Here is a 2906-nt window from a genome sequence, read left to right on the forward strand (position 1 = left end):
TTATTCGTTCCGCAACCAATCGCTTCAATATTATCGCGTGCTGAAAAGACCTCTTCTCCTGTAGGACTCCGAAGCCGATTCTCACTGCAAACGAATAATAACCTAGTCATAAAGAATGAAACCTAACACTTACCATAACCGGTTTGTGGCGCTCTACCGCAAATCCGGTTCATGGTTTTGTTATCTCAGTCTGCCAGCTAATATCAACCTTGCGATGTTGTTGGACGCAGTCTTTGAGATATAAATTTATCAGACTTTGATACGGAACACCGGTTTCATCAGACATCCCTTTAAAATAGCCAATTATGTCTTCGCTTAGTCTTATCGTAACTGACTTTTTGAGCTTATTTGCATATGGGTTTTTGCGAGATTCAAGTTTTGTAAGGTCATATTCGGCTTTCATAAATCACCATAAAGTTTTGATTCGGATTTTGTTGCCTTCCTTGCTGAGATTATGCGAATGACTTCTCCATCTTTTCTTTCACAATGACAAATTAGAAGTAGTTTTGAAGAATTACTCATCCCTAATAGAAGAAAACGGTCTTCGTCTAATATTGAATTTGTTTCATCAAAAAACTGCAAAGCTCTCTCGTCAAAAAATGCGGTCTTAGCTTCCTTGAACGAGATTCCATGTTTTACTTGATTCGAAGCTGCTTTAGCTTCATTCCACTCGAATTTAATCATACATACAGTGTATGTACAAAAAAGCTTTCAGTCAAATTGAGAGATAACGCCTCATTAAGAGGAAATTTATAGTTGGCTAAAATGTTGAACGCAGTGAAAACAGCCAACTGTAAATTTTCCTACTTTAATGCCTTGTTATGTTTTGACTACACTGAGTTCTCGTAAGCTTTTGATAACCAATCGATAACTTCACTATCAACATCAGATACATCTTGTAGCTGAACTCTATGAGTACACATAGTACCAAATGGGCCAGAACTTTCTAAACAGCCCTGTACTTCGACACCTTTAAGCTTCAGCCCTAAATCAATCCTTGTTTTAGTTGCAGGCTTAATTAAGGCAAATTGTTTCTTTCTAATTAAACTTACACTTCCTTTTTTGGGCGTAATTTCAATATCATCCCCAAAATTCTCAACAATGGATAGGAGCTTTTCATAAATGGGTTTGAGCAATTCTTTACCGTTATATTGATCTAAAAGTAAATCCTCAGGCGAATCAACTTCTTTAGATAGAGCTACTATTGTATTTGCAAACCCATGTGTCACTCCATATTCAGTTTTTAAAAACTTTACAGCTATTGAATGCTTTTCAAAGTTTTCTTTTTTTAATATTTTAAGCCACTCTTCTAACTTTTTACCTGTTTTCTCAGGCATATTATCAATCATTGTTTGCAGTGCTTTATCCATATACTCCACCTTATGATTCAAAACATAACTTTAAGCTAAGGGGCGCTAGCATGTGGGCTAAAATCCGAACGAAGTGAGTCAGCCCGCGTGTTAGCGTCCCAGCGACCGAAGGGAGTGAACTTTAGCGCTTTGTTAGAAGCAGAGCCTGTTCCTTTGGTCTTTTTAAAAACTGTTGAAGTCAGCATACGATTGATTATTAACACAAACAAGTAAAACGACAGTGCAGTGATGTTTTTGATTTGACAGAAGTAAGCCGCCATTTGAACTGCCAAACGCAATGGCGCTTACTGATTCAAAATAAGAACTAGGCGATAAAGCGCCTAATGCGCAACCTTTGAAGTTGAAGCGGCGAAGTTAAAACCACCAAAAGCCATAGCGATTTTTGAAACAGCAGCTGAGGGCGGTTGAACTGTTATTTTTATTAAACGAAACGCAGTTTAGGCTGACGCCTTCTAACTTTAAGCTAAGGGGCGCTAGCGCGTGGGCTAAAATCCGAACGAAGTGAGTCAGCCCGCGTGTTAGCGTCCCAGCGACCGAAGGGAGTGAACTTGAGCGCTTTGTTAGAAGCAGAGCCTGTTCCCTTGGCATTTTTAAAAACTAATAAAGCCAGCATACGATTGATTATTAACACAAACAAGTAAAACGACAGCGCGGTGATGTTTTTGATTTGACTGAAGCAAGCCGCCATTTGAACTTCCAAATGCAATGGCGCTTACTGAATTGAAATAATAACTTGGCGATAAAGCGCCTATTGCGCAACCTATGAAGTTGAAGCGGCGAAGTTAAAACCACCAAAAGCCAGAGCGATTTTTGAAACAGCAGGTGAGGGCGGTTGAACTGTTATTTTTATTAAGCGAAACGCAGTTTAGGTTGACGCCTTCTAACTTTTAAATAAGGGGCGCGGACGTGTGGGCTAAAATCCGAACGAAGTGAGCCAGCCCACATGTATGCGTCCCAGCCCGCACAGCGGGCGTGCTTAATTTTTTTGTTATATGACATTTCTCAATCAGCCACTAAGTTAACAGAAAGTTCTAGGGTCTCGTATCCACATTTTGTTGCTATTGGTAATAAAGAATCAAAACTTTGATTAATGTAACCTGCTTTTTCAATGAGCAATTTGTGCTCAATTAAATCGTAGCCGACAGCGATGTTAAATTTAGTAGAGCAATCATTAAATGCCGAACCATAGATAGTTTCACTACCGTTTGCACTATCGACCATCACAATGGCGTCACATACGTTGAGAGGTGTCTGATTTGTATCGAATAACTTCACATTTATGGCTGGAATAATCACTGGTAACGTTACTTCAGGGCATTCATTTTGATTCTGATCGTCACCAGAACAACCTAATAATGGGAGTGTAGCTACAAACGCTAAAATTAAACTTTTCATTAATACATCCTTGTCATATAACTTTAAGCTAAGGGGCGCTAGCGCGTGGGCTAAAATCCGAACGAAGTGAGTCAGCCCGCGTGTTAGCGTCCCAGCGACCGAAGGGAGTGAACTTGAGCGCTTTGTTAGAAGCAGAGCCTG

The 2906-nt window shown here is 39.7% G+C and carries 6 protein-coding genes; all 6 read right to left on the reverse strand.

Features of this window, described 5'->3' with window-relative positions:
* Nucleotides 1–169: 169 nt before the first annotated feature.
* Nucleotides 170–403, reverse strand: coding sequence for a BrnA antitoxin family protein (locus O9X84_RS19670; protein WP_382406161.1), 234 nt, complete (start codon nt 401–403; stop codon nt 170–172).
* Nucleotides 400–684 (reverse strand): BrnT family toxin, encoded by a 285-nt coding sequence (locus tag O9X84_RS19675; RefSeq protein WP_442864575.1) that lies wholly within the window; start codon nt 682–684, stop codon nt 400–402. Before O9X84_RS19675 ends, O9X84_RS19670 begins: the two co-directional genes overlap by 4 nt.
* 146 nt (nt 685–830) lie before the next feature.
* A complete protein-coding gene (locus O9X84_RS19365; RefSeq protein WP_269521293.1) occupies nt 831–1370 on the reverse strand; it encodes a DUF4287 domain-containing protein in 540 nt (179 codons plus the stop codon).
* 35 nt (nt 1371–1405) lie between these two features.
* A complete protein-coding gene (locus tag O9X84_RS19370; protein WP_269521294.1) occupies nt 1406–1630 on the reverse strand; it encodes a hypothetical protein in 225 nt (74 codons plus the stop codon).
* A gap of 203 nt (nt 1631–1833) precedes the next feature.
* The gene (locus O9X84_RS19375) at nt 1834–2058 is read right to left on the reverse strand and encodes a hypothetical protein (RefSeq protein ID WP_269521295.1); all 225 of its coding nucleotides are present in this window, start codon (nt 2056–2058) and stop codon (nt 1834–1836) included.
* Between the two features lie 314 nt (nt 2059–2372).
* Entirely contained in the window at nt 2373–2765 is a 393-nt protein-coding gene (locus O9X84_RS19380; protein WP_269521296.1) for a hypothetical protein, read from the reverse strand.
* Nucleotides 2766–2906 lie beyond the last annotated feature (141 nt).

This window comes from Alteromonas sp. BMJM2 (genome assembly GCF_027257845.1).
Classification (GTDB): Bacteria; Pseudomonadota; Gammaproteobacteria; order Enterobacterales; family Alteromonadaceae; genus Alteromonas.

Bases quoted from the DNA above. Each gene is read 5' to 3' on its own strand.
- O9X84_RS19670 (WP_382406161.1), bottom strand. From the start codon at position 403: ATGAAAGCCGAATATGACCTTACAAAACTTGAATCTCGCAAAAACCCA.
- O9X84_RS19675 (WP_442864575.1), bottom strand. From the start codon at position 684: ATGATTAAATTCGAGTGGAATGAAGCTAAAGCAGCTTCGAATCAAGTA.
- O9X84_RS19365 (WP_269521293.1), bottom strand. From the start codon at position 1,370: ATGGATAAAGCACTGCAAACAATGATTGATAATATGCCTGAGAAAACA.
- O9X84_RS19370 (WP_269521294.1), bottom strand. From the start codon at position 1,630: ATGGCGGCTTACTTCTGTCAAATCAAAAACATCACTGCACTGTCGTTT.
- O9X84_RS19375 (WP_269521295.1), bottom strand. From the start codon at position 2,058: ATGGCGGCTTGCTTCAGTCAAATCAAAAACATCACCGCGCTGTCGTTT.
- O9X84_RS19380 (WP_269521296.1), bottom strand. From the start codon at position 2,765: ATGAAAAGTTTAATTTTAGCGTTTGTAGCTACACTCCCATTATTAGGT.